This is a genomic window from Erwinia sp. Leaf53, assembly GCF_001422605.1.
Lineage (GTDB): Bacteria > Pseudomonadota > Gammaproteobacteria > Enterobacterales > Enterobacteriaceae > Erwinia.
Window position 1 is genome coordinate 38,850 of the sequence record NZ_LMLK01000026.1, and the last position, 24,571, is coordinate 63,420.

The window sequence follows — 24,571 nt, forward strand, 5'->3', positions numbered from 1 at the left end:
TGCCGAAAATAAACGCACGCATGCTCTCCCCGCCCCAAAAATGTGCACAAAGCCAGTAAAGGAACATTATTTTCATCAATTTTGCACCCCGCCGGACCATTCTTCCCCATTACCCGTGCAATTAAGGTGCAAGCTTCTTCCCCGATCCAATATGCGACGAGGAATAACTCAGCCAACGCCATCGCTGATTATCAGGGAGGGCAGCGGGATGAGCCCGGAGCGGGATAACCCGCGCAGGGTCGCCCGCTGACAGGCCCGGCACTCTCGATCTAAAGGGCAACGAGCCCTAAAAAAGCAGCAGCCCCCACCAAAAGCCGATTATCAGGGAAGGCAGCGGGATGAGCCCGGAGCGGGGTAACCCGCGCAGGGTCGCCCGCTGACAGGCCCGGCACTCTCGATCTATAAGGCAACGAGCCCTAAAAAAGCACCAGCCCCCCCAAAAGCCGATTATCAGGGAAGGCAGCGGGATGAGCCCGGAGCGGGATAACCCGCGCAGGGTCGCCCGCTGACAGGCCCGGCACTCTCGATCTAAAAGGCAACGAGCCCTAAAAAAGCACCAGCCCCCCCCCAAAAGCCGATTATCAGGGAAGGCAGCGGGATGAGCCCGGAGCAGGATAACCCGCGCAGGGTCGCCCGCTGACAGGCCCGGCACTCTCGATCACAAAGGCAACGAGCCCTTCTATCACCATTCCATAATTCAATAGTATTTTTTATGATTTATCACCCCACCTGTATCACCAAAACAGTCATAAAATTAATGATTTCCATAAATCACCTGACCGCCAGTCTCATAAACACAGCCAAAACTCCGCCACAGAGACTGGTTGCTAACAACCGTTCTGCTATGCTCTTTTCAGCCTGCTGTTAATGGCTTACCTCCCCTGATGCTCAGTCATCAGGCACATCAAGTTTATTGCGGAGTAGTGGAAATGACTTCAACCATTCGTGAATTAACTGAAACAGAAATTGATGATGTTGCAGGTGGCGGTCTCCTGGGTAGCGTAGTGGGGCTAACCAGTTCCTTAGGTCTCAACCTCGGTTCTGTCGTCCAGGTCACGCCGGGCCAGGGCGTCACCGTGGCGCTGCCGGGCGTACAGGCGGCGACCGTTGGCGTTGGCGGCCTGCTGGGCAAACTGCTGTTCTGATACTGCCCGTCAAACATCCTCTTCAGGAAAAAAAGCCTCCGCCGCGTCGGGGGCTTTTTTTAGTATGCTATGCTGCCACAGAACATCTGACCAGGGATATGCCATGCCGATACAGTTTCGCCCGGAGGTGACGCAGCATCAGCAAAGCCGCTGGAACGGCCAGGTGCTGCTGCTGAACGGCTGGCCGCTGTGGCTGACCCTGCTGCTGACCGCCGGCTTTATCATCGCACTGCTTACCTTACTGATTTCAGGTACCTACACCCGCCGCATTACCGTTAACGGTGAAATCATCACCGAACCGCGCACCATCAACCTGTTTGCCCCGGAACAGGGCATCGTCTCAAAGCTGCTGGTGGCCGACGGTCAGCAGGTTAACGCAGGTACGCCGCTCTACCAGCTGGACGTCAGCCAGGTGACCGACACGGGCAGCGTCAGCGGCACCACCCTCACCATCCTCGAACAGCAGACGAAACAGCTGGACGCCATTATCAGCCAGCTGCAGAGCAACAAACGGGAAACGCTGTCCAGCCTGCAACAACAGCTGAAACAGTATCAGCAGGCGCAGCAGGGCCTGGAGGGGATGGTGACCACGGCCCGCGAAGGCCTGCAGGCGATGCGTGCCAGTCGGGATTCCTATGAAGCCTCGCTGCGCAAGGGGCTGATCAACACCGATCAGATGAATAACCAGCGTTACCTCTACTATCAGCAGCAGAGCGTATTTCAGAGCCTGAACTCGCAGGCGCTGCAACAGTCGCTGCAGATCACCACCCTGAAAAGCGAGCTGCAGACCAAAGCCGCCGACTTCGATAATCAGATCGCCCAGTCGCGCTATCAGCGTGATGACCTCGCGCGCCAGCGGGCAGAGACCGGCGCGCGCGGCAGCCGGATGATCATCGCCCCGACCCGCGGCGTGGTCTCCTCGCTCAGCGTGACGCCAGGGCAGATGGTCAACGCCGGCGACAGCCTGATCCAGCTGGTGCCCTCCTCGCATGCCAGCGTGCTCTTTGTCGCCTGGCTGCCCGACGACAGCCGCCCGCACGTGGCACCGGGGGAAACCATCAATATCCGCTATGCCGCCTTCCCCTATGAGAAGTACGGCCAGTTCCCCGGCCGCATTGTCTCCGTCTCCGCTGCGCCGGTGCCGGTGCGTGAGCTGGAGGGGTGGGCCAGCGTGCCGCGCGACCCGGCCGGTCGGGTTAACGGCTCCTGGTATAAGGCCACGGTGGCGCTGGATAACGGTGGCCTGAGCTGGCAGGGCCAGCCGCTGGTGCTCTCCAGCGGCATGCAGGCGCAGTCGACGCTGTTTCTGGAAAAACGCCCGCTCTATCAGTGGATGCTCTCCCCCTATTACAGCCTGAAGAAAAGCATCACGGGACCCGTCAATGAATAAAGAAGACGTGCAGCAACTGGCCAGCCGCCTGCACCTGGGCCTGCGACGCCGCGTGCCACAAATCATCCAGACCGAAGCCGCCGAGTGCGGGCTGGCCTGTCTGGCAATGGTCTGCGGCTGGTTTGGCCTGCATACCGACCTGCTGACGCTGCGCCAGCGGTTTGACGTCTCCAGCCGCGGCGTGACGCTGCGCACGCTGATGGCGGTGGCCGGCGCGCTGAATCTGAAATCGCGCGCGCTGCAGCTGGATATCGACCAGCTTGCGGCGCTGAAAACCCCGGCGATCCTGCACTGGGATATGAACCATTTTGTGGTACTGGTCGCCGTGCGCGGCAGCCAGGTAATTATCCACGATCCGGCTTCCGGGCGACGGGTGCTGAGCCTGAACGATGTGTCGCAGCACTTCACCGGCGTGGCGCTGGAGCTGTGGCCGGACGGTGAATTCACCCGTCAGAAACGCCAGAAACGCGTCAGCATCCGCTCGCTGATGGGCAGCATCAGCGGCCTGCCCGCCACCCTGACCAAAATCGCCTGCCTGGCGCTGATGATCGAGTCGGTTAACCTGCTGCTGCCGGTGGGGATGCAGCTGGTGATGGACCATGTGATCCCGGCGCGGGACGCCGACCTGCTGACGCTGATTTGCCTCGGCCTGCTGTTCTTTGTGCTGTTCCGCACCGGCATGGGCATCGTGCGATCCTGGACCACGCTGGTGATGACCACGTTGATCGACGTGCAGTGGAAGGCACGGCTGTTTGACCATCTGATGGCGCTGCCGCTGGCGTGGTTTGAAAAGCGCAAGCTGGGGGACATTCAGTCGCGCTTTCTCTCCCTTGATACGCTGAAAGCCACGCTGACCACCAACGTCGTTAACAGCCTGATGGACGGCGTGATGACCATCGGGCTGCTGGTGATGATGGTACTGTACGGCGGCTGGCTGGTGTGGGTGGTGCTGGCATTCACCGCGATTTACTGCCTGTTCCGCCTGAGCACCTATCAGCGTTACCGGCAGATCTCGGAAGAGATGCTGGTAAAAAATGCCCGTTCCGGCTCGCACTTTATGGAAACCCTGTACGGCATCACCACGCTGAAGGTGCTCGGGCTCTCCGGCACCCGGGCGCAGCACTGGCTGAATATGAATATCGACGCCGCCAACGTCGGGGTGCGCAAGGCCAAATTTGAGATGCTGTTCAGCGGCGGCAGCACGCTAATCGCCACCCTGGATCAGATCGCCCTGCTGTGGCTGGGAGCCACTCAGGTCATTGACGGCCATATGACGCTGGGGATGTTTGTCGCCTTCAACACCTACCGCGGGCAGTTTTCGGAGCGCACCGCCAACCTGCTGGAAATGCTGCTGCAGCTGCGCATGCTGTCGCTGCACGCCGAACGCATCGCCGACATCGCGCTGACCGAAACCGAACCGGTACAGCCGGACCGGCCGCTGCTGCGCCCCGGCGAACCGGCCGGGCTGGAGGTGCACAACCTCGGTTTCCAGTACGATGCGCTCTCCGCGCCGCTGTTCCGCGAACTGAGCTTCAGCGTCGCTCCCGGCGAGTGCCTGGCGATTACCGGCCCCTCCGGCAAGGGCAAAACCACGCTGATGAAGATCCTCACCGGTCTGCTGCAGCCCACCGTTGGCGAGGTGCGGCTTAACGGTCTGGATATCAGCCAGGCGGGCAGCAATAACTACCGCGCCTGCATCGCCTGCGTGCTGCAGGAGGACACGCTGTTTGCCGGTTCGATCGCCGATAATATTGCCGGCTTCGACGGCCAGAAGGATGAGGCCTGGCTGCTGGAGTGCGCACAGCGCAGCGCGATCCACGAGGATATTATGCGCATGCCGATGGGCTATGAGACGCTGATCAGCGAGCTGGGCAGCAGCCTCTCCGGCGGCCAGAAACAGCGGCTGCTGATCGCCCGAGCGCTCTACCGCCGCCCGGCGATCCTGTTTCTCGATGAGGCGACCAGCCACCTGGATACCGACAGCGAAGCGCGGGTTAACACCGCCATTCAGGGGCTGAATATCACCCGGGTGATCATCGCCCACCGGCCTTCGACCATTGCCTCGGCGGATCGGGTAATGACGCTGGGCTGACGGCGAACGCACGGGCGGATTCAGGAATTTCCACCGGCTGCCGATACTCCCTTATCACAGTGATAAGGGAGTCATGAAAGGATGCAACTCGCGGAGTTTCTTACCGAATATGATCAGCGCCTGACGGCAGAAATCAATAGCGACCCGCTGGGCAACCTGGTTATCTGGTCTGCGTTCGGGCAGCGGGTTTTTCGCCACCGACTCAGCTCGATTTCAAACGACGTGCGCCAGTATACCCTCAATCTGCTGCACCACGCGGTGATCAAACGCCTTACCGAATCCGGCGACCTGACCCCGGCGGACTACCCCGACCTCAACAGCCTGGCGTTTAAACACGCCTGCCTGACGTACCTGGAGAACCTGTTTGTTTACAGTATGCTCAGCGCGCAGGATCGCGAGGACGTGGTGTTGAGCGGGGTTCCCGGCATCCGCATGGGGCAGAAAAACCGGCTGGAGAAGCGTGAGCGGCTGCTGTTCAGCCATCGGGGGGACGGCTGGCTGCTGGAACGACAGACGCTGCTGGGCATCAGCGGCCGCTATAAAACGCCGATGATGGAGATGCAGTTTTTTGACCGGCACTACCACTACAGCGGCGCGGAAAGCGGCGCCGTCTGGCAGAGGGCGCAGGTGCTGCTGGGGCACGGCGGCGTGCTGCATCCGCTGTTTACCGCGCTGGTAACCCACCTGCAGCAGCAGCTGGCGCTGCCCGCTGCCCGCCGTATCGCCCGCTTCAGCCAGTGCGATCCGGCGCTGGCCGCACACTACGTGGCGGCTTTTCGCTCGCGGGAACACTGCGGCAGCTACGCGCGTGAATTCTGGCTGGAGGTCACCGGGCTGGATGATGCCGCCGCCGGTGCGCTGGGCGACGTCATTTTGCAGTGGCCGCCGGCCACCGCATTGCACAACGCTGAGGTGTTCAGGCTTGCGCGTGCCGCACTGCCTGCCGGTGATGCACGCCAGCGGCTGGATGATATCCGCCTGACCGAACCGCTGCTGACCGGTATCGATCTGCTGTTCCGCACGCTGACCTGCCGCCGGCACAACAGCCTGCGGCAGATTGAGGCCGACTGGCGCGCGATGCAGCGGGATGCGCAGACCCTGCCTGCGCTGGCCGTACAGGCGGAACAGGCCGAGGTGGCGTGGCTGGCGGAGAGCACCGCCGGCGAGCGGCGCAGGCAGCTGCTGGACATTGCCCGCGCCGGTACGCTGGCAGAGCAGATTGCCCTGCTGCTGAGCTGGCATCAACGGGTGATGGCGCTGCGCGGTCAGCTGCCCTGGCTGCGGGAGACCGCCCCCGGCCGTTACGCCGTCAGCGTGCTCTCAGCCGCAGTCGACGAGGAGGAGCGGCAGCTGCCAGGCCGCTGGAAAAACAGTTACTACCTGCCGCAGTTTCAGTATCTGCTGCAGGGGTTATGGGGGAACACACCGTGAAACTGCTGACCGAATTTGAACAGCAGCTGGCGGCGTTGCGCAGCCGGGCTCCGCTCGTCCGGGTGTGGATGACCAGCTTTAACCTCAACATCCCGTTTATTGAAAAATACCTGTTGCCGCGTGTGCTGGATGGCGAAGTGGAGCCAGTTACCCGCATGGATTATGAGCTGCTGCAGAGCAGACTCAATGAGAGCGGCCTCGACCTGCGCATCTTCTGCGATCACCGGCTGGCCGGCAGCGACCAGGTGAAGCGCACCGCGCTGAAGATTCATCCGGTGGCTCCCCGCCTGCTGCAGTGGCCGGATGCTGAAATAACGCCGGATCGGCATACCCTGTTTCACCCCAAGGTGATCCTGTTGCAGAACGGCCTCGGCGAGACGATCCTCGGCACCGGCAGCGCAAACCTGACGCTGGGCGGCTGGGGCCGCAATCAGGAGGTGTTTCGCTTCTATCCGGTGAGTGCGCGGGTGCAGTATCAGGCCATTCTCGACTTCTTTGCCCCGCTGCGCCCGTTTCAGGAGCAGGAGAGCCAGCACGAAGGCGGCCTGCCCCCGCGCTGTCGCTATCTGCCGGGGGAGACGGGCTGGCGATTTGTTCACAGCTTCCAGCCCGGTAGTTTTCTCAGCACCCTGTTTCGCGGTATGCGCCGCGGAAGGTTGACGGTCTGGTCGCCTTACCTGGCCGCCGATCTGGCCGGGTTCTGGCAACAGCTGGCGGAAGAGAGTCATAACGCCAGCCTGTCGGTCAGCCTGGTCAGCGATCGGGTGGACGGCCGCGTTTACCGCACCCGCCGGAGCGAAGCGCTGCTGGAGCTGATGGCAGAAGAGAAGCTGCATTTCTGTCATAACCCGCTGCAACAGCCGCACAGCGAGCTGATGCACGCCAAGATCTGGCATCTGCACGACGGTGAACGCGCCAGAATGGCCACCGGCTCGTGGAATTTCACCCCCAGCGGCGTGGGTCACAATATTGAGGCCGGGGTGGTGCAGACGGTCCCGGTCGGTCTGGCGATCGCCGGGGCCGCCCTGCCGCCGGAAGAGGTACACTTTGCCAGCCCTGAACAGCTGGAAGCACTTGGCCCGGACTGGCCGCTGCCGCCACCGTTCGACCTGCAGGTGCACTGGGACTGGCAGCGCGGTGAGTACACTATCAGCGGCAGCTGGGCGGAGGGTAAACCGCAGAGCGGTTACCGGCTGCATCTGCCGGGCGTTAAGGGCAACCTGACGCTGGAGTGGGCGCAGCGCCGCAGCAAGGGCAAAAACAGCTTCCGCCTGATCTCACCGACAACGCTGCACGTGGCCGATAACACCGCACTGCTCCACGATCGTGCCTGGCAGGCGTGGCGCAGGCGTGAAGTTCCGTTTTCCGGGCCGATCGTGGAGAGCCATCCGCACTGCCGCCCGGCACAGGGTTATGCCTCGCTGAACGATCTGCTGCAGGATTTGATTTTACAGCGCGACCCGCAGCAGTCGGACAGCCTGCTGCTGCGCGGTCTGGCAGAAAACCTGGAAACGGATGGCTCTCCGGTGGAGCATGCAACAGACACCGCGCAGGATACCGTGTCGTGGCACGGCCTGTTTCTGGCCTGCTCACAGCTGCGCACCAGGCTGGATGCAGCGGCAACCGGCCAGGCCTTTTACCAGCAGACGTTTGGTTTTCCCGGCGGCCTGGCTGAACTGGTGGCCTTTGCACGTCAGCCGCAGGCGCACCCCAGCCCACTGTTCCGCTGGTTTCTGATTCAGGAGTTAAGTTCGCTGGTAAACCATGCCGGGGAGCTGGCAGAAGCGTGGCCGGAGCTGTCCGGATTGCCGTGGTCGCGCCTGGCACTGCCCTCCTTAAAACTCCCGGTGACAGTGTCACCGCAATATCAGCGCTGGATTAAGAAGAACTGCGGTTATGAAAAACAGTAAACAAGACAAACCGGTTAGCGTGGTACAGGTCGCAGAACGGATCAATTTTGACCTCAGCCAGCCGGACTGGCTGCCGCAACCGGGCGGTAACAGCATGGCTGACCGCCAGGCAGAAGGCGTTGCCGGACTGCTTAACCGCCTGCACGCTGGCGGGCTGGCCCTGCTGGCAGATGAAGTTGGCATGGGCAAAACGCTGCAGGCGCTGGCCGTGATGGCGTGGAACTGGCAGAAGAACCCCGCGGCTAAGGTGCTGGTCATGGCACCGAACCGGGATATCTGCCAGCACTGGGAGACGGAATTTGCTACCTTTTTCGCAAAGCACGTCCGGGATAAGACGCTCTGCCCGGCGCTTACCGTGGCTTACCGGCTGGAGGACCTGGTCACCGCCGTGCAGGCCGGCAGCAGCCAGCTCTGTATCACCACTATCCATGCGCTGAGCCATCTGCTGAGCAGCGCGGAGAAAGAGACCACCGACGATCGTGCTCAGGCTGCTTTTACGGCCGCCAGCCGGATCCATCAGCGGCTTAAAGCGGCGCTGGGCGCACAGGGATTTGACCTGCTGGTGATTGATGAGGCGCACTATTTTCGCCACGCGTGGAGCGGCAGCCAGCGGGCATCTGCCGCGCGCGGACTGTTCGGCCCCCCCGCGCAGCCGCTGAGTCAGCAGGTGCTGCTGATGACCGCCACGCCGAGCTACTCCTCGCTGGATGATATTCCCAATATGTTCAGCTACTTTCTCGCCGCTGAAGGGAGTAACAGCCTGCCGGATGCGGACGAGCTGCTCCGGCGCTTCGCCATCCGGCGGATGCGTATTCTGTCCGGTGCCGGGGGGAAAGCGTTTAACAAATATCACTATCGTGAAGAGCGGGCGCTTCCTGCCTCACTGGCCGGTGACGAACGGGCGGAGCTGTTTTTTGCGCTCTACCATAAGCTGCTGTTAAAAGAGAACGAGCAGGCCGACGCGCCACGTCGTTTTTTCTATGGATATCTGGAAGGGTTTGAGTCCACCACCCCGCAGCGTCCGACCGAACAGGCTGACAATGATAATCAGGGGCAGTCGTGGCATCAGGCACCCGACTCCTCACTGTTGCAGCAGCTGACAGAGGCTCATCAGAAATTCACCGGCAGTGTGCCGGAGCACCCGAAATATCAGCAGCTGGTCGATCTCTGCCGCGCCAGCGATCCGCTGACGCCTTGCAAAAATATCGAAGAGCATAAGCATCTGGTGTTCGTACGCCGTATCCCCTCCGTGCGCGAATTAACCCGCCGCATCAATGATGATTATGACCGCCAGCAGGCACGGCTGCTGCTGGAGGCCTGGCTGCCGGAAGACCAGGTGGCGGAAAATCTTGCGCAGTGGCACCAGGATAAATGGTCACGCAGCTGGTTTAACGGGATGGTTCGTTGGCAGTCAGCGGTGTCGCAGAATGCCTCCCGTACCGGTAAAAAACGCGCCAGGACGAGATCTGAGACCGCAGCTGTTACCGATCCTGTCTACCAGGATGAATATGATGCCGACGCTGACCACGACCTGCCGCACCGGGAGGACGATGCTACGGGTTCGCGCATCGCCGATCTGTTTACGGTAAAAAAAGGGGGTAACCCCGAAGAAAACCGCAGCGACTGCGCCAACGTGCGCCAGCGCTTTCGCAAAAAAGAGAGCCTGTTTGCTCTGTTTCTTGAGCCGGCAGCGGACTATTGCCAGGCTGAGTACCCAGGGGGGGATCACGCTGCTGAACAGGATCGGGATCGCATTAACTATGTGCTGGCCGCGCAGCATTACCGCCTGCTCGGGCAACAGGCAGTGCAGCGGCGGCTCCCCATCAGCCAGCCAGCCACCACCGCCTGGGCACTGGTCTGGCCGCTGCTGATCGCATCTGAGCAGCAGCAAATTCTTGACTGGCGCAAGACAAACCCGCGCATCGTGGAGAACTTTTCCCGCTATCTGCAAAGCGGTTTCCTCTACGCCAGCCCGGTAATGATCGAGCTATACTGCTGGTACACCGGCTTCTGGCGGCAGCGCCAGCAACGGGGAGAAGCTGAAGGCGTTGAAGGCGAATACCGCGCTTTTATCCGCTTTGTGCAACCGAAAATCGCCGGGTCGCATCTTTTTAACTACTTTTCCGCCGCGCTGCGCACCTTTGAGGCGCTGTGCACAAAGGTCGTCTCGCGTTCGCTGGAAGACTGCGATACGCCCTGGACATTTATCAGCAGCATGCACAGCCCCGCCCGCTTTGCCAGCGGTGAAACGGGCAACCGGACGCCGCTGAAAATCGGTTTTAACAGCCCGTTCTACCCCAACGTGCTGGTCGCCACCGCCGTGTTCCAGGAGGGCGTTAACCTGCACCTGCAGTGCCGTAAGGTGCACCACTACGGGCTGGCCTGGACACCAGGCGCAAATGAGCAACGTATCGGCCGGGTGGATCGGCTGTTCGGGCTGCTAAACCATCAGCTGCGCCAGCGGGGGGAAACGCGCCTGACCATTAACTACCCTTATCTGGAAAACTCCTTCGACCAGGAGCAGCTGGCGCGCTTTATCATCGCCAAACACCAGGTGGAAAAGCGGGTAGATGCCTGCCGCGTCCAGGCGTTCAGCGGCGAGATTGATATGCAGGTGGACGGCAGCCGCTGGCGCGACTATCTGCGCCAGCCCGATCCTGACGCCAGCGCGATCGATCCCTGGCCGGCGCTGCGGGAGGATGAGGGCTGACCGCCCTCGCCCCGGTCACTCTTCCGCTACGTTCAGCGACTCGCCGGTGGCGTAGAACTGGCCGCCGGCCACGTAGTGCAGGCTGCGCAGAGACGGGTCCGCCTGTTCGAAATGCCAGTGACCGTCGCTGAACACCCGGCTGTCGGCCCAGGCCCCGATCACTTCACCAATAAACAGGTCGTGCGCCTGCTGGTTATGCGGCTCGTTAATCAGGCGGCAGGCCAGCCAGCCGGAGCAGCCAGCAACAAACGGCAGGTCGAAGCCGTCGAAGCCGAACAGCTCCACGCCGTGACGCGCCAGCTTATCCGGCTGGTCGGCCAGGCTGCTGTGGCCCACCGCGTGGGTCAGTTTGATTTGCGCCACCGTCGGCACCTGAAGAACAAACTGACCGCTACCTTCAATCAGCTGGCGCGTCACCGCGATTTTATCCAGCACCACCAGCACTTTCGGCGGATTGAAATCCAGCCCGGTAGCCCAGGCGGCGGCCATCACATTGTCCACGCCGTCATGCCGCCCGGAGACCAGCACCGTCGGCCCGTGGTTAATTAAACGCCAGGATTTTTCTAAGGCTACGGGGCGAATAAACGTATTGTTCATCAGGACAGCTCTCTTTTGATTAGTGAAGTCGACTCAATCTCGATCCTATGTTTATCGGACACCCATCATTATTTTCTCGTCAGGCCGCCGTTCACCGGAATGGTTAATTTGCAACCTTCCTGACACGATAACGCTGTACAAACGTACTCAACACCCCCGGCAGGCACATGCCCAGCAGGATAAAAGCGCCACCGGTCAGTACGTTATCAGACAGGGTTTCGTGCAGCAGCCAGACGGCAAACAGCGCGGAGAATACCGGGTCAAGATTGTAGATCAGAATCGCCCGCGTTGGGGTGGTGAAGCGCTGATAGTGGGTCTGCACCCAGAAGGCAAATACGGTCGAGAAGACGGCGGTTATCAGCAGTGCGGTCAGCAGCGAGGTGTCAACATGGTCGGGGAACAGCGGCTGACCGGTGCCCAGCAGTGCCAGCAGCATCATCACCGTCATGGTAGCAATCTGAATCACCGTCAGCGTCAGCGTATCGTGACGGCCGCTCCAGCGGTCCAGCGCGAGGATATGCAGGGCAGAGAAAAACGAGCCGGCAATCACCAGCAGATCGCCCTGCCGCAGTTGCAGGCTGCTGATGTCTGACATCAGGGCCAGCCCGAGCAGCGCACAGCCGGTCGCCAGCCAGGCGTCTGCACCGGGGAAACGGCCGGCCAGCAGCGCCGCCAGTAACAGCACCCAGATCACATTCAGGCCCGCAAGAAAACCGGTGCTGGCCGCCGAGGTCTGTTGCAGCCCGAAGATCAGTAACAGATAGGTCGCGCCCAGTAACGTCCCCAGCAGCACGCCGGTCATCAGGGTGCTGCGCTGCACCCTCAGCAGTTTTTTGCCGGTCAGTGGCAGCATCAGCAGCGTCGACAGCAGAAAACGCAGGAACAGCACCATCAGCACCGGATAGACATCCACCGCGCTTTTCATCACCGGAAAGCCGATTCCCCAGCCCGCCGCCACGCAAACCAGTAATCCCTCCGCCAGCCAGCGCTGACGTGCATTCACCTTTTCCATGCTATCCCTGAATCAGTGTTTCAATTAACTCGTTGAATCTATTAAAATGCCTTATCAGACACTGAAATACGAGAATTGAGATGGAAAAAGTCAAAATCCACTCCGCGGCGGAGATTGAACAGGCGCGTACCGCGGGCAACCTGGCGGCGCAGGTGCTGGCGATGATCGGCGAACACGTGCGTCCGGGCGTCACCACCGAGCAGCTCGACGCGATCTGCCACGACTATATCGTCAACACGCTGAAGTGCATCCCGGCCAATATCGGCTATCACGGCTATACCAAAACCGTCTGCACCTCGGTGAATCACGTGGTGTGCCACGGCATCCCTACCGATAAGAAAGGCCTGCGCGACGGTGATATCGTCAATATTGACGTGGCGCTGATCTGCGACGGCTGGTTTGGCGATACCAGCCGCATGTACTACGTCGGCACGCCGTCGATTCGTGCAAAGCGCCTGGTTGAAGTCACCTACGAGGCGATGCTGGCCGGTATCCGCGCCGTGCGCCCTGGCAACACCCTAGGCGATATCGGCTCCGCGATCCAGAAGCTGGCCGAAGCCAGCGGCTTCAGCGTGGTGCGCGAGTACTGCGGCCACGGCATTGGCCGTATCTATCACGACGTACCGCAGATCCTGCACTACGGTAATCCGGGCCAGGGCATGGTGCTGGAACCGGGGATGATCTTCACCATTGAACCGATGATCAACGCCGGTAAGCAGGCGGTGAGCGTGCTGGGCGACGGCTGGACGGTGGTGACCAAAGACCGCTCACTGTCGGCGCAGTGGGAGCACACCGTTGCCGTCACCGAAACCGGCTTCGATCTGTTAACGCCGTGGCCGGACGGGCTGGGTGATTACTCGCCGGTGTAATAGCGGTTAACGTTCCTGAGGGCTGCCGCCGGGCTGCCCTCAGGAACGCGGCAGGCCAACCAGCCAGCGGCCGCTGACGAGAGTCAGCGCGATAATGCTGATAAAGGCGGCGACGTGCAGCAGCAGATCCAGCGGATGCTGATGCACCGGGTGGCACAGCATCAGCAGCGCCATCGCCATACAGGCGACGCCAAAACCGGCCGCCGCCAGGCTTTGTAACGGATAGAGCGTGCGGGTGCGCCGCAGGTAGAGCAGCGTTATCAGCACCATCGGCACGCTGACCGTCAGCATAAAGCGATAGCAGCTGCTGGCATCATGATCGGCCGACGGCAGCGTCGCGGTCGCCTGCCCCATCAGCAGCGCCAGCAGCCAGCCAGCGGCCAGCGGCAGTAACCATTTCCAGCTCAGCTTACGCCGTCCGGCGATACTTAACGTGAAGGCCTGCAGCATGGCAAACAGCCCGGCCAGCAGGCACAGCGCCAGCTGCAGCAGCGCCCATTCTGCACCGGGCTGCGACCAGTCGGTCAGCGGCCGGGCGGAAAGCAGGCTCATCAACGCGCCGCACGGCAGCGCGATCAACAGCCAGCTCAACAGCCGCCACGGCCGGGTAAGCGGCCGCCGCACCGGTACGGCATCACGGCTCAGTTCGGCGATAAGTTTACGATGATCGGTCATTTTTTTCTCCATAGCGCCGCAGGGTGGTCAGCGCCCGATGCAGCAGCGACTTCACCGCCGCGACGCTCAGCTGGCTTTTACTGGCCGCCTCGGCCAGGCTCATCTCCCGCAGATGAATATCTTCCACCACCTCACGCTGGCGCAGCGGCAGCTGGCCGAGAATGCCCTGCAGTTCGCGCTGGCGGTCGCGCTGATGCAGGGAAAATCCCGGCTCATCACCGCGCGCCGCCGGCGCGTCTGGCGGTTCGCTCACGTCACCGTTCGGGCCATCAGCAGCCGGGTGCCAGCGGCGATCGCGGCCGCGACGTCGCAGCGCATCCGTGCTGCGCGCGGAGACGATCGCCGTCAGCCACGGTAAAAATGGGCAGCGCGGATCGTAGGTGTGCCGCACCCGGTGCAGGCTGAGCAGCACGTCCTGGATCACATCCTCGGTGAGCAGCGGATCGGCAATCTGCCGCCGTATCAGCGCGCGGATCGCCGGCAGCAGGCTGGTCAGCAGGCGGGCGTACGCCTGGCCGTCGCCGCGCTGGGCACGGGCCATCAGCCGCGGCCACGCTTCACGCGGCGCGGGCTGTGGCGAACTCTCTTGCTCTGCGACGGTCACGCTGGCATTCCCTTCCTCACGAAATCCGGCGCGCCCGCAGGCGCGCAGAATGGTTATGTTTTTTTCGCCGCCGCACGTTCCAGCGCACTGACCACAATCGCCGGGGTCAGCACCTGCGGCAGCACTTCCGGCTTACCGCCGCTGGCGGGGTAGACCAGGTAGAACGGCAGGCCGCCCTGACCAAACTTCGTCAGCATATCGTCAATATCCGGGTTAAATTTGGTTGAGTCGCCAACCATATACAGGGTATCGGTGCGCGCCAGCGCCGCTTTCACCGCGGCGGTGGAGAGTGACGTGCGTTCGTTCACCTGGCAGGTAATACACCAGGAGGCGGTAAAGTTAACCAGAATCGGCCGACCTTTGCCCTCGTTTTCGCTCAGCGCCTGCGGCGTCCAGGCGACGGGCGTGGTTTTCTCCTGCCCCGCCGGTGGCGTGCTGGTGGCTAACGCCGTCGGCGCTGCCGTGACCTTCATCACCCCCGGCAGCGGGATCACCGTCACCAGCAGCAGCACGGAGGCCACCGCCAGCAGCGCCTTATAGCTGCGCCCGGCAAACTGGCGGTGCTGCGCAATGCCGTAGATCCAGGCAGCAAAACTGACCACCACCGAAGCCGCCAGCAGCGCGGCCAGCGCGGTGGTGCCCGCCTGCTGCGCCAGCACCCAAACCAGCCATCCCCAGGCGGCAAACATCGGGAATGCCAGCCCGCGCCGCAGCGTCGCCATCCAGGCGCCGGGACGCGGCAGCCGCTGCGCCAGCGCCGGGAACAGCGAAATCAGCACAAAAGGCGCGGCGAAGCCGAGCGCCAGCATCAGGAAAATCAGCAGCGCCACGGCGGTCGGCTGCACCAGCGCATAGCCGACCGCGCCGGCCATAAAGGGCGCCGAGCACGGCGTGGCGACGATAATGGATAGCGCGCCGGTCAGCGCCGAGCGGGTAAAGGTACCCTTGCCGCCTTCAAGCGCTCCTGCACGCTGTGCCGTTAAGCCGACTTCAAACACCCCCAGCAGATTAACGGCAGCCAGCAGGATCACCAGCGCCAGCGCGGCGACCACCAGCGGAGACTGCAGCTGGAAGCCCCAGCCGACCGCCGTACCGCCGGCGCGCAGGGCCAGCAACAGCGCGGCCAGCGCCAGCATGGTCACCACCACGCCGAGCAGAAAGCCCAGCCCCTCTTTACGCGTTTCCGCGGCGTTGCCCTGCTGCCCGAGCAGGCTGAGCGCCTTCAGTGAGATCACCGGGAAAACGCAGGGCATAAAATTCAGGATCAGGCCGCCTGCAAAGGCGGCCAGCATGGCGGTTAACATGATGCTGGCCTCGATGATGTTGCGGGTTACAGTGCTTTAGCGGGATGCGTTTCGCTGTACTGCTTCACGGCGGCCATCGTTTTGTCGATGTGCGTTTCCGGGTTGCGGTCGGTATAGCTGAGCAGGATTTTGCCGTCCATAGCTATCACATAGGAGGTGCGGTCAGAGAGCGTTTTATCTGCCAGCTTGATCAACGTATCGTACTCGGTAGCCACTTTCGCGCCCGGGTCAGCCGCGACGGCAAACTTATCGCGGCACTCAAGGCGCGAGAACTCGCCGATCTGATCGACATTGCCGGCCGTAACGCCAACCACGCTGGCCCCGAGCTTTTTGAAGCCGTCGGTCGCTTCGGCAAAGGCGTGTGCCTCAATGGTGCAACCGGCGCTAAAGGCGGCCGGGAAGAAGTAGAGCACTACCGGCCCTTTCTTCAGCGCCTGCTGCAGCGAGAAGCTCATCGGCTTGCCGCCCAGCGCCGCCTGCAGGGTAAAGTCCGGCGCTTTTTCACCGGCCTTAAGTGCCGCCTGCGCCGGCAGCGCAGCGACGGACAAGCCCAGAACGGCGGTGGCGGTCAGTGCGGAGAACATTTTTTTCATGCGGGTCATAGTCCACTCCTGTCAGATAAGATTCAGATTAAGGGTATGCTTTCTTCTATGGTTCGCCAGCATGCGCAGAAAGTTTCGCAGGAATGCATAAAAAGTTAAAAAAGTGAGGTATCCGGCGAAGGGGACGCCCCCTTAAAGTGAACTTTAATGCGCAAGGGGGCGAGTTGATTAGGTTGTTTTTCAACCTTTGGTTGAGTCTTCTCAGGGAACGGGTTAAAATTGTCTTTGGATGGTTACAGGGATTTCGGCAACGGAATCGCATCCCACTTCCCGATAACGGGTTCATCCATGATGGTAAAGTGTCCTGCCCCGCCCTAAGGCGGCTGAGACCCCCGCAAGGGGGTCGATTCTTTCAGGATCTGAATAGTTTCCCCTTCCTGCCTTGACTCTCTTTTTTGACACTATCTTCAGCTGTTTGCTCAGCGCCTTAATCTCTCTGTGCTGTAACGTTCCCTTACCGGTATCGGTTTCGTGCCTCTTTTGGCATCGCCGCTGTTTTCGGGCGTTTTGCGGTGTCCATCGCAATTTTAAAGATACTCACCGACTTGTTAGGTACAGGCACACCCGGTGCTCCGGGTCCTTCACGCACAAAAAAGGCCGAGAGAATGTGCATCCTTAGCAGGCGTTTCTCTTTGTAGAAGGCGATACAAATTTTATAAGGTTCGACCTGTCCAGTGGCGCTGTTCATCATGTCCAGCGTGAAAAATTTCTCAGCCGCCGTGTGATACAAATTCATTGCAGGCAGATTCTTCAGGATATGTCTTAGCTGTTTTGAAGCCTCATAGCGCTCCATACATATGGCTATTTTCTCGCGACCATCTTCGTAGCGGAAAGAGATATTCCAGGCAGTAGCATCCTTTGCGATGGCAGTGAAGGCCATAGGTCACCACAAATGTGTAAGTCTGACTTCGGCCTTTCAAACCGATCTCATGCGCATCCAGATGCGACAGTGAATAAGAAACGTTGTTAAAAACGAAGGCAGGCCAGTTTTGGATCGACACGATTTGATACTTTGCCACGCTGCGTTACCTGAAATCGATGAGGAACATGCGCTACCCTCCAGGAGTAACGTTCTCACTGATGCTATTGCGAGCAGCCTGGGCACTTCAAGGGTTTCATCTATAAAATTACGTTGTCATAGCGAGATAATAAATCACATCAATAATATGAAGTTACAGAGAGAAAGTGAAACGCCCGGTTCATTCATTTTTTTGCACAGTAACTAAAAATTTGTCATAAGGCCGACGAGGTTACCGCTGGCATACTGGCTGCTGTGATCTGTTTTAATCAGGGATTTCTGATGATCGACGTAACGAAAAAAGCCAGCACCCCCACCACCGATGGCCCGGCCAGCTACTTCAGCGGTAGGGTAAAGATTAACCAGCCGTTTAAAACCACCGAACCGGCACGGGTCAGCGGGGCTACCGTGTCATTCAGCCCCGGCGCGCGCACCGCCTGGCATACGCATCCACTGGGGCAGACGCTGATCGTGATCGCCGGCCAGGGTTGGGTGCAGGAGTGGGGAAAAGCCGCGCAGCCGATCGCCGAAGGCGACAGCGTATGGATCCGCCCCGGCGTGAAACACTGGCACGGGGCCGGAGTGGAGAGCAGCATGACCCATGTGGCGATTGCTGAGGAGGTGAACGGCAGCGCCATTGACTGGCTGGAGCATGTGACGGATGAGCAGTATCAGCAATAACATTCACAACCCCGGGTGACCTGTCAGGGGATCCTCCCAATGCGGCAGCCATCGGCCAGCGTTCTCTGCTTTTTCATCGTGGTTCCTGTACCACCGCGCCGGCAATCGCCAGCGGCTGGGTGATAAATCCGGCGGCCAACAGATCGTCGGCCTGCCGTTGCTGCCCGGCGAGCAGCGCATCGTTCATCCGTTGAATACCCCACGGCCGCGCGCCAATGGTCGTCAGCCAGTGGGCTGCGCTGACCGCGCCGGGCAGGTGCTGGTGCAGCAGCTCTGCTGCCTGGCGCGGATGCAGGGCGATCCAGCGATCGTTGGCGGTCAGCGCGTCGAGCAGCGGTTCCGCCAGCGCTTCGTGCTGCTGCAGCCAGCGCCGGCGGCACCAGAACAGCGAGCGGTTGGCGATCGCATCGTCGGCCTGGGCCACGCAGCGGATTTTTTTAGCATCCCGCGCTGCGGTCAGCCAGGGGTCAATCGCCGCCCACAGATCCACCCGCCCTTCACGCAGCGCGCGCGCCGAATCGCTGCCGTTGAGATCGACCAGCGTGACGTCTTCCAGCCGTAGCCCCTGCTGCAGCAACAGGCGGGCGATAAAGCGATCGGTAAACGAGCCCTGCATACAGGCAATGCGCGCGCCGCGCAGGTCGTCGAGGCTTCTGTATGGCCCCTCCTTCATCGCCAGTAGCGCGCAGCTGGCCCCGCGATCCGGCGAGGCGGCGAGATAGGCGACGTCCAGTCCGTTGCCGGCGGCGATCACCGGCGGCGTCGAGCCGGTGCCGGCCACGTCCAGCCGTCCATCGCTCAGCAGGCTGGCGCTGTCGCCGCCGTGCAGGTAGTCCACCCAGGCCACCCCGCCCGCGTCTGCCAGCGCGCTCTCCAGCACGCCGCGATGGCGCAGAATAAACAGCGACAGGTTGTCCGGGTGGCTGCCAATACGAAGCGTCATGACGCCACCCTCTTAAACCCGTCGTAGTCAGTTTTGTAACTGCCGTCCGCCGTCCACGGCTGCGGCCCGTCGGGGACGGTAAGATACCAGTAGATTTCCATGTCGTTTCCTTTCTGAATTCTGAGTAGCCTCTCTCAGCAATAGCAAACCGCAGGCGGCGGGACAAAGAAGAAATCGGGGAATCGTCAGAGGAAGAAAGCATTTATTCGCGTCATCCCGCAGGCCGCCTGTGTTGCGCGACAGCCAGGCACTAAAACGTTAGACTACAGAGACTTGTTTAACCGCGATCGCCGCCCCCTTCCGAGGAGTTCAGCCATGAGTACCCTGCCCGTTGTGACCATTAACTACTGTTCCCAGTGCAACTGGATGCTGCGCGCCAGCTGGATGGCGCAGGAGCTGCTGCACACCTTCAGCACCGATCTCGGCGCGGTGACGCTGGTGCCCGGCACCGGCGGCATTTATCAGATCCATGTTAACGAACAACTTATCTGGGATCGCAAAACGGATAACGGCTTCCCGGACGCCGCTGAAATCAAACGTCGCCTGCGCGCGGTGTGCTGGCCGGAGCGTGATCTGGGGCATATTGATAAGCATCAGGCGGCGCAGTAAGCGCCTGTCAGCGGCGTGACGAGGGGGGCTGTTGCGCAGCGCTGACCTGCGGTTTCAGGAGAGGATTATGCACCGTGCAGCCACACGGGCTGCACGGTGTGCAGGCGGTTCGCATGCAGGAGTCGACTCAGCCGACCCGCTTCACGTCGCCCACCAGCAGGATGTAGGAGAGTGCGCCGAGCAGCGCCACGCAGGAGATATAGGTTAACGCCGGGGCAAAGCCGTAATCCTGCGCCAGATAACCGACCACCAGCGGCACGGTGATGCCCCCCAGCCCGCCAACGAAGTTAAATACGCCGCCGGTTAAGCCAATCAGCCGCACCGGAGCCAGCGACGAGACCAGCGACCAGGTGATCGAGGCAAAACCGTTGCCAAAGAACGCTACCGCCATCAGCACCATGATCCACAGCGGATCGTTGGTGTAGTTCGCGCCCATAATGCAGGTGGAGATCAGCAGGCCGCAGATAATCGGCGTTTTCCGCGCAAAACCGATCGAACGGCCGCTGCGTACCAGCCGGTCCGCCACCATCCCGGAGAGGATCACCCCGACAAACGCGGCGAGGAACGGTACGGTGGTCATAAAGCCGGCCGTGAGCGCCGCGATCTGCTTCTCCTGGGTCAGGTAGTTAGGGAACCAGGTGAGGAAGAACCACAGCGTCGAGGTCACCGCGAACTGTCCGAGATAGACGCCGCACAGCTTACGATGGAACACCAGCTTCCAGTCCGCCGCGGTCATCTTCACCCGCGTCTTTTTCTCCACCGGCGCATCGCCGTCGATCATGCCGCCGCCGTCGCGGATATAGTCAAGTTCGGCCTGGTTGATGCCGGCGCTTTTACGCGGGGCCTGATAGTATCTGATCCAGATAAACGACCAGATAATGCCGATGCCGCCGGTGATGATAAACACCCAGTGCCAGCTCAGCAGCTCCTGGATCCAGATCAGCAGCGGGGTCAGAAACGCCAGGCCGACAAACTGGCCTGAGGTGTAGAAGCCCACCGCCGAAGCGCGCTCCTGCTCGGGGAACCAGCTGGTCACCAGCCGGTTATTGGTCGGGAACGCCGGCGCTTCGAAGATGCCGGTGATCGCCCGCAGGCCAATCAGCGACATCAGCCCGGTGGCAAAGCCCTGCAGCAGCGTCGCCACCGACCAGCCGAAGATGGCGATAAAGTAGGTCAGCCGCGAGCCTACGCGGTCAAGGAACCAGCCGCCGGGGATCTGGCACAGCGTATAGAGCCAGGCAAAGGCGGAGAAGACGTAACCCATCTGCGCCTTGCTGATGCCAAACTCCTCCTGAATGTGCGCGGAGGCCACGGCAAGATTGGCGCGATCGACGTAGCAGATCACCACGGTAATAAAAATCATCAGCAGCGTTAAATAACGCCTGCGGGTTGGTCTGGCGTTAACCTGAGAAAGTTCCATAGAGGGTACCTGTTATATTTAAGGTGCCGGGTTGCGCACCGGGTAGAGGTTGTGTTGAAAACGGCATGGCCCACCCTGCCGCGCTAAATATGCGCCGTGGGTTATTATTGTGCCATGCCGGATGCGTGCAGAAGCAGTCGTGCGGCCTGACTGAGGCGCAGCCGATCCCGTCCCTGTTTTATTAACAGGCTGTTTTAATCTGTTTTCACTGTTTATTCAGTAACGGCAATTACCACTCGGCGACGGAGCCGTCCGGCAGACGCCACAGCGGATTCCGCCAGTCCGGTGCCTGTTTGCTGCGTTCAGTCACCAGTTCCTCATTAATTTCCACCCCGAGGCCGGGCTTCTGCAACGGATGGAAATGGCCGTCATCCATTTTGAAATCATCTTTATTCAGCACGTAATCCAGCAGTTCGGCCCCTTTGTTGTAGTGGATGCCCATGCTCTGCTCCTGGAATACCGCATTGCGCGAGACAAAGTCGACGTGCAGGCAGGCGGCCAGCGCAATCGGCCCCAGCGGGCAGTGCGGAGCCAGCGCCACGTCATAGGCTTCCGCCATTGCGGCGATTTTATAGCACTCGGTAATCCCACCGGCGTGCGACAGGTCCGGCTGCAGAATCGCCAGGCCACCGGCCTGCAGCACGCGTTTAAATTCAAAGCGGTCAAACATCCTTTCACCGGCGGCAATAGGAATATGCGTTTGCGCCGCCAGCTTCGGATAATATTCCGCCTGTTCGGCCAGCACCGGCTCTTCAATAAACAGCGGGCGATACGGCTCCAGCTCTTTAATTAATACTTTTGCCATTGGTGCGCTGACGCGGCCGTGGAAATCCAGGCCAAATTCAATCTGATTACCGAAGGCTTCACGGATCTGCGCTACGGTATTCACCGCAGCGTCAATTTTCTGTGAACTGTCAATAATGCCCATCTCTTCGCAGCCGTTAAGCTTAAAAGTATCGACGCCGATCGCCCGCAGCTTATTAATACCGGCGATCACCTCGGCCGGACGGTCACCGCCTACCCAGCTGTAGGCTTTCATTTTGTCGCGCACCAGACCGCCCAGCAGCTGCCACACCGGCACCCCCAGCACTTTGCCTTTAATATCCCACAGCGCCTGGTCGATACCGGCAATGGCGCTCATCAGGATCGGGCCGCCGCGGTAGAAGCCGCCGCGATACATCACCTGCCACAGATCGTTAATGCGGGCCGGGTCCTGGCCAATCAGGTACTCCGACAGCTCGTGCACCGCGGCTTCCACGCTGCGCGCGCGCCCTTCGATCACCGGCTCGCCCCAGCCGACCACGCCTTCATCGGTCTCAATCTTCAGAAACATCCAGCGCGGTGCCAGGCGGTAAGTGGTCAGTTTGGTTATTTTCATCGTAACGCTTCCTTATATGCGGCAACAAATGCGTGTGCCTGGTCAACGGTGCGCGACAGCGGCTGCCCGGCACGGTAGAGATCGCTGCCCAGCCCGGCACCGATGCACCCTGCTGCCAGCCACTGGTGCAGGTTTTCCGGGGTGACGCCGCCGACGGCGAACACCGGCACCTCCGGCGGCAGCACCGCCTTCAGGGCTTTGATATAGTCCGGGCCAAACGCCGCGGAGGGGAAAATTTTCAGCGACTGTGCGCCGGCCTGCAGCGCGGTAAAAGCTTCAGTGGCGGTGGCACAGCCTGCGGCCACCGTCATGCCGCAGGCGACCGCCCGGCGGATCACCGCCGCGTCGGTGTTTGGCGTCACCACCAGCCGGCTGCCGATGGCGGCCAGCCGATCCACCTGGTCGGGCTGCAGCACGGTACCGGCCCCGATCAGCGCGCGATCGCCAAATTCGCTGACCGCGGCGGCAATGCTCTGTTCCCACTGCGGCGAATTAAGCGGGATCTCGATGGCATCAAAGCCCGCGTCGATCAGCGCGGCGATATGCGCCTGCGCCTCCTGCGGGCGGATGCCGCGTAAAATAGCGATTAGCGGCAGCTCAGTTTGCCAGCGCATGGGCAATGCTCCTTATTCCGTGCCGGAAGGCGACGTCGCCGTCCAGCGGGTTAACGGTCAGATCGATAAAGCGCAGCGCCTGCTGATAGCGCAGCGACAAGGCGCTGCCGGCGATCAGCGTCAGCGGCTGCGCCGGGGTAACGGCCCACTGATCCGCCAGGGTCGCCACTTCGTGGCCGATCAGCAGCCCGGACAGAAACTCGCTGATGGTGTCCGGCGCGCGGCGGCCCAGCACGTGTGCGGCCCGGACTTCAAACAGCCGTGAGAGGATCGAGCGATCCTCGCTGCCGATCTGCAGGCCAGCGGCAAACGCCGCGGCGTCCTCACGCTGTGCGGGCAGCCCGGCACCGACCAGCGACTGGCTGAGCAGCAGGTGGTGCAGTTCGCCGGTCATCACCGTGCGAAACGTCTCCACCCGGTCGCCCTCCGCCCTCACCCACTTGGCGTGGGTGCCGGGCATGACATAGAGGTCGGCGGCGGCCAGCGCCACGGCACCGAGCAGCTGGGTCTCTTCACCGCGCATCACGTTAAGGTTGTCGGGCTGCTCGACGCTCAGCCCCGGTACGATCCACGCGCGGTTCTCAACCCGGGTCAGGCGGGACGCAATCTCGCCCAGCCGCAGCGGACAGGCCAGATACGGCACCGGCAGCCAGCCGGCATTGCTGCCGACCATACCGGCCATCACCACCGGAACCTCGCTGACAGGCCAGCCAGCGGTCACCTGGTCAAACACGTCGGCGGGGGTACGGCCGTTTAAGCGGGTGACGCCGGCCTCCGAGCGGCGCTGATCAACGCAGCGATCCTGCTGATAGTGCCAGGCGCGCAGGTTGGTCGAACCCCAGTCAATCGCAATATAGCTGCTCACATAACGTCCTTAAGTCGCGCCGTTGAACTGGCAATCATCGATTTGGCCGCCTGCTCGGCGGCGTCGGCATCCTGGTGGCGGATGGCGTCAAACAGCGCTTTGTGTTCGGCCAGCGTGCGCGGCATGTTGCCCTCATCCGGCATAAAGGTGCGGGTAAACACCGCCTGCTGCAGCTGGCCAATCGCCACGTTAAGCTGCTGCAACACCGGATTATGCACCGAGGCCATAACCGCTTCGTGATAGCGGATATCGGCCTGGTTAAAGGCGTCGCGGTCTTCGCGGTGCGCCACCATATCGCCGTAGGCCTGCTCAATGGCGGCGAGATCCGCCGAGGTGGCGCGCTCCGCCGACCAGCGGGCAACCTGCGGCTCAACCAGCACGCGTACCTCATTCATCGCTGCGATCAGCCGCGGATCGTAGTCGCTGGAGAGCGACCACTGCAGCACGTCGCTGTCGAGATAGTTCCACTGGTTGCGCGGGGTGACGAACGCGCCGCGGTAGCGCTTCATCTCAATCAGCCGTTTCGCCATCAGCGAGCGAAACACCTCGCGAATAATGTTGCGCGAGGTGGTGAACTGTTCACACAGGTCCGCCTCGGACGGCAGCGGCGCGCCGGGCAGGTATTTGCCGGTGACGATCTCCTCACCCAGCGTCAGGATGATGCGTTCCGTTTTACTCAGACTCTCTTGCGTCATAGTTTTC

General features: G+C 61.3%; 22 protein-coding genes. 9 read left to right on the forward strand and 13 right to left on the reverse strand.

The features are described 5' to 3' along the window. The first annotated feature begins 929 nt into the window (after positions 1-929). The 6 genes from ASF13_RS24540 to ASF13_RS21070 all read left to right on the forward strand — a co-directional run bounded on the left by ASF13_RS24540 (position 930) and on the right by ASF13_RS21070 (position 10,678). Complete coding sequence (locus ASF13_RS24540) at positions 930-1,145, forward strand: hypothetical protein (RefSeq protein WP_156365634.1); 216 nt, start codon at positions 930-932, stop codon at positions 1,143-1,145. 103 nt (positions 1,146-1,248) lie between these two features. Next, positions 1,249-2,535 carry an HlyD family secretion protein gene (locus ASF13_RS21050; RefSeq protein ID WP_056241312.1) on the forward strand — a complete coding sequence of 429 codons (1,287 nt, stop codon included), beginning with the start codon at positions 1,249-1,251 and terminating at the stop codon, positions 2,533-2,535. Continuing rightward, positions 2,528-4,627, forward strand: a complete 2,100-nt coding sequence (locus ASF13_RS21055) for a peptidase domain-containing ABC transporter (protein WP_056241315.1) — start codon at positions 2,528-2,530, stop codon at positions 4,625-4,627. The genes ASF13_RS21050 and ASF13_RS21055 overlap by 8 nt, the downstream gene beginning before the upstream one ends. 81 nt (positions 4,628-4,708) lie before the next feature. Next, positions 4,709-6,058: a hypothetical protein gene (locus ASF13_RS21060; protein WP_056241319.1), complete on the forward strand. Its 1,350-nt coding sequence runs from the start codon at positions 4,709-4,711 to the stop codon at positions 6,056-6,058. After that, entirely contained in the window at positions 6,055-7,968 is a 1,914-nt protein-coding gene (locus ASF13_RS21065; RefSeq protein ID WP_156365635.1) for a hypothetical protein, read from the forward strand. The genes ASF13_RS21060 and ASF13_RS21065 overlap by 4 nt, the downstream gene beginning before the upstream one ends. Further along, positions 7,955-10,678: a DEAD/DEAH box helicase family protein gene (locus tag ASF13_RS21070; RefSeq protein ID WP_056241323.1), complete on the forward strand. Its 2,724-nt coding sequence runs from the start codon at positions 7,955-7,957 to the stop codon at positions 10,676-10,678. The genes ASF13_RS21065 and ASF13_RS21070 overlap by 14 nt, the downstream gene beginning before the upstream one ends. Before the next feature lie 15 nt (positions 10,679-10,693). On the opposite strand, the gene ASF13_RS21075 is transcribed toward ASF13_RS21070, so the two are convergent. Both ASF13_RS21075 and ASF13_RS21080 read right to left on the reverse strand, forming a co-directional pair. Continuing rightward, complete coding sequence (locus ASF13_RS21075) at positions 10,694-11,275, reverse strand: flavin reductase family protein (protein ID WP_056241327.1); 582 nt, start codon at positions 11,273-11,275, stop codon at positions 10,694-10,696. Positions 11,276-11,378: 103 nt separating this feature from the next. Then, positions 11,379-12,287, reverse strand: coding sequence for a DMT family transporter (locus ASF13_RS21080; RefSeq protein ID WP_056241330.1), 909 nt, complete (start codon positions 12,285-12,287; stop codon positions 11,379-11,381). Positions 12,288-12,367: 80 nt separating this feature from the next. Between ASF13_RS21080 and map the strand changes: the two genes are divergently transcribed. Continuing rightward, a complete protein-coding gene (map, locus tag ASF13_RS21085) occupies positions 12,368-13,156 on the forward strand; it encodes a type I methionyl aminopeptidase (protein ID WP_056241333.1) in 789 nt (262 codons plus the stop codon). 39 nt (positions 13,157-13,195) lie between these two features. On the opposite strand, the gene ASF13_RS21090 is transcribed toward map, so the two are convergent. From ASF13_RS21090 to ASF13_RS21110, 5 genes are all read right to left on the reverse strand, one after another. Continuing rightward, positions 13,196-13,831: an NrsF family protein gene (locus tag ASF13_RS21090; protein WP_056241334.1), complete on the reverse strand. Its 636-nt coding sequence runs from the start codon at positions 13,829-13,831 to the stop codon at positions 13,196-13,198. Continuing rightward, positions 13,815-14,372 (reverse strand): RNA polymerase sigma factor, encoded by a 558-nt coding sequence (locus ASF13_RS21095; protein WP_056241769.1) that lies wholly within the window; start codon positions 14,370-14,372, stop codon positions 13,815-13,817. Before ASF13_RS21095 ends, ASF13_RS21090 begins: the two co-directional genes overlap by 17 nt. 116 nt (positions 14,373-14,488) lie before the next feature. Next, positions 14,489-15,739, reverse strand: coding sequence for a protein-disulfide reductase DsbD (locus ASF13_RS21100; protein WP_056241337.1), 1,251 nt, complete (start codon positions 15,737-15,739; stop codon positions 14,489-14,491). Between the two features lie 26 nt (positions 15,740-15,765). Beyond that, positions 15,766-16,341, reverse strand: a complete 576-nt coding sequence (locus tag ASF13_RS21105) for a peroxiredoxin (protein WP_056241340.1) — start codon at positions 16,339-16,341, stop codon at positions 15,766-15,768. A 454-nt stretch (positions 16,342-16,795) separates the two neighbouring features. Beyond that, positions 16,796-17,221 carry a hypothetical protein gene (locus ASF13_RS21110; RefSeq protein ID WP_200929802.1) on the reverse strand — a complete coding sequence of 142 codons (426 nt, stop codon included), beginning with the start codon at positions 17,219-17,221 and terminating at the stop codon, positions 16,796-16,798. A gap of 423 nt (positions 17,222-17,644) precedes the next feature. Between ASF13_RS21110 and ASF13_RS21115 the strand changes: the two genes are divergently transcribed. After that, a complete protein-coding gene (locus tag ASF13_RS21115) occupies positions 17,645-18,040 on the forward strand; it encodes a cupin domain-containing protein (RefSeq protein ID WP_056241772.1) in 396 nt (131 codons plus the stop codon). A gap of 73 nt (positions 18,041-18,113) precedes the next feature. Here ASF13_RS21115 and ASF13_RS21120 read toward each other — a convergent pair whose 3' ends face one another. Then, positions 18,114-18,983, reverse strand: coding sequence for an ABC transporter substrate-binding protein (locus ASF13_RS21120; protein ID WP_056241344.1), 870 nt, complete (start codon positions 18,981-18,983; stop codon positions 18,114-18,116). Between the two features lie 315 nt (positions 18,984-19,298). Here ASF13_RS21120 and ASF13_RS21125 point away from each other — a divergent pair, with 315 nt between their 5' ends. Next, complete coding sequence (locus ASF13_RS21125; protein WP_056241347.1) at positions 19,299-19,592, forward strand: SelT/SelW/SelH family protein; 294 nt, start codon at positions 19,299-19,301, stop codon at positions 19,590-19,592. 127 nt (positions 19,593-19,719) lie between these two features. Here the strand turns inward: ASF13_RS21125 and ASF13_RS21130 are convergent, their stop codons facing one another. The 5 genes from ASF13_RS21130 to ASF13_RS21150 form a co-directional block, all read right to left on the reverse strand. Next, positions 19,720-21,012 carry an MFS transporter gene (locus ASF13_RS21130; RefSeq protein WP_056241350.1) on the reverse strand — a complete coding sequence of 431 codons (1,293 nt, stop codon included), beginning with the start codon at positions 21,010-21,012 and terminating at the stop codon, positions 19,720-19,722. 229 nt (positions 21,013-21,241) lie between these two features. Continuing rightward, on the reverse strand, positions 21,242-22,390 hold the full coding sequence (gene dgoD, locus ASF13_RS21135) for a galactonate dehydratase (RefSeq protein ID WP_056241354.1): 1,149 nt from the start codon (positions 22,388-22,390) through the stop codon (positions 21,242-21,244). After that, on the reverse strand, positions 22,387-23,004 hold the full coding sequence (locus ASF13_RS21140; RefSeq protein ID WP_056241357.1) for a 2-dehydro-3-deoxy-6-phosphogalactonate aldolase: 618 nt from the start codon (positions 23,002-23,004) through the stop codon (positions 22,387-22,389). The genes dgoD and ASF13_RS21140 overlap by 4 nt, the downstream gene beginning before the upstream one ends. Then, positions 22,988-23,869, reverse strand: a complete 882-nt coding sequence (locus ASF13_RS21145; RefSeq protein WP_056241361.1) for a 2-dehydro-3-deoxygalactonokinase — start codon at positions 23,867-23,869, stop codon at positions 22,988-22,990. Before ASF13_RS21145 ends, ASF13_RS21140 begins: the two co-directional genes overlap by 17 nt. Beyond that, the gene (locus ASF13_RS21150; RefSeq protein WP_056241364.1) at positions 23,866-24,564 is read right to left on the reverse strand and encodes a FadR/GntR family transcriptional regulator; all 699 of its coding nucleotides are present in this window, start codon (positions 24,562-24,564) and stop codon (positions 23,866-23,868) included. The genes ASF13_RS21145 and ASF13_RS21150 overlap by 4 nt, the downstream gene beginning before the upstream one ends. Positions 24,565-24,571 lie beyond the last annotated feature (7 nt).